General features: G+C 74.8%; 1 pseudogene. It reads left to right on the top strand.

The features are described from left to right. Positions 1-311: pseudogene (locus V2J85_RS41015) on the top strand (hypothetical protein); the annotation flags it as partial. Positions 312-389: the final 78 nt, after the last annotated feature.

The raw sequence follows: 389 nt of genomic DNA, 5'->3' as shown, positions 1-389 counted from the left end.
TGCGGCAGGTCGGCAGCGTCGGCGTACGCGGCCCGCAGATGGGGTGGCCGCTGCTGCAAGGGGCCTTCGGGCTGCTGCTGGGCCTGCTGGTGCTGTTCGACTGGCCGCACAGCAGCCTGTACGTTCTCGGGGTCTTCTTCTCGCTGGCCCTGCTCTTCGACGGCCTCGGGCTCATCGCCATCGGGATCGGCGGCCGGCGGATCGAGGCCCCGGCGGCCGGGACCCGGGCGTCCTTCCCCCGGCGTGTGATCCGCAAGGCCCGCCGTACGCTGCTGAGCGCCCTGCGCGCCCCCCGCGCACACCGCGTCTGACCGAACGCTCCAGGAACCGACCGTACGCTCCCGGGGACCGCCCGGACCCTCCCGGAGCCCGCCGACCCCTTCCCGGGC

Source organism: Streptomyces bugieae (assembly GCF_036352915.1).
GTDB classification, from domain to species: Bacteria; Actinomycetota; Actinomycetes; order Streptomycetales; family Streptomycetaceae; genus Streptomyces; species Streptomyces endophytica.
This window is presented reverse-complemented; position numbering and strand designations above follow the sequence as displayed.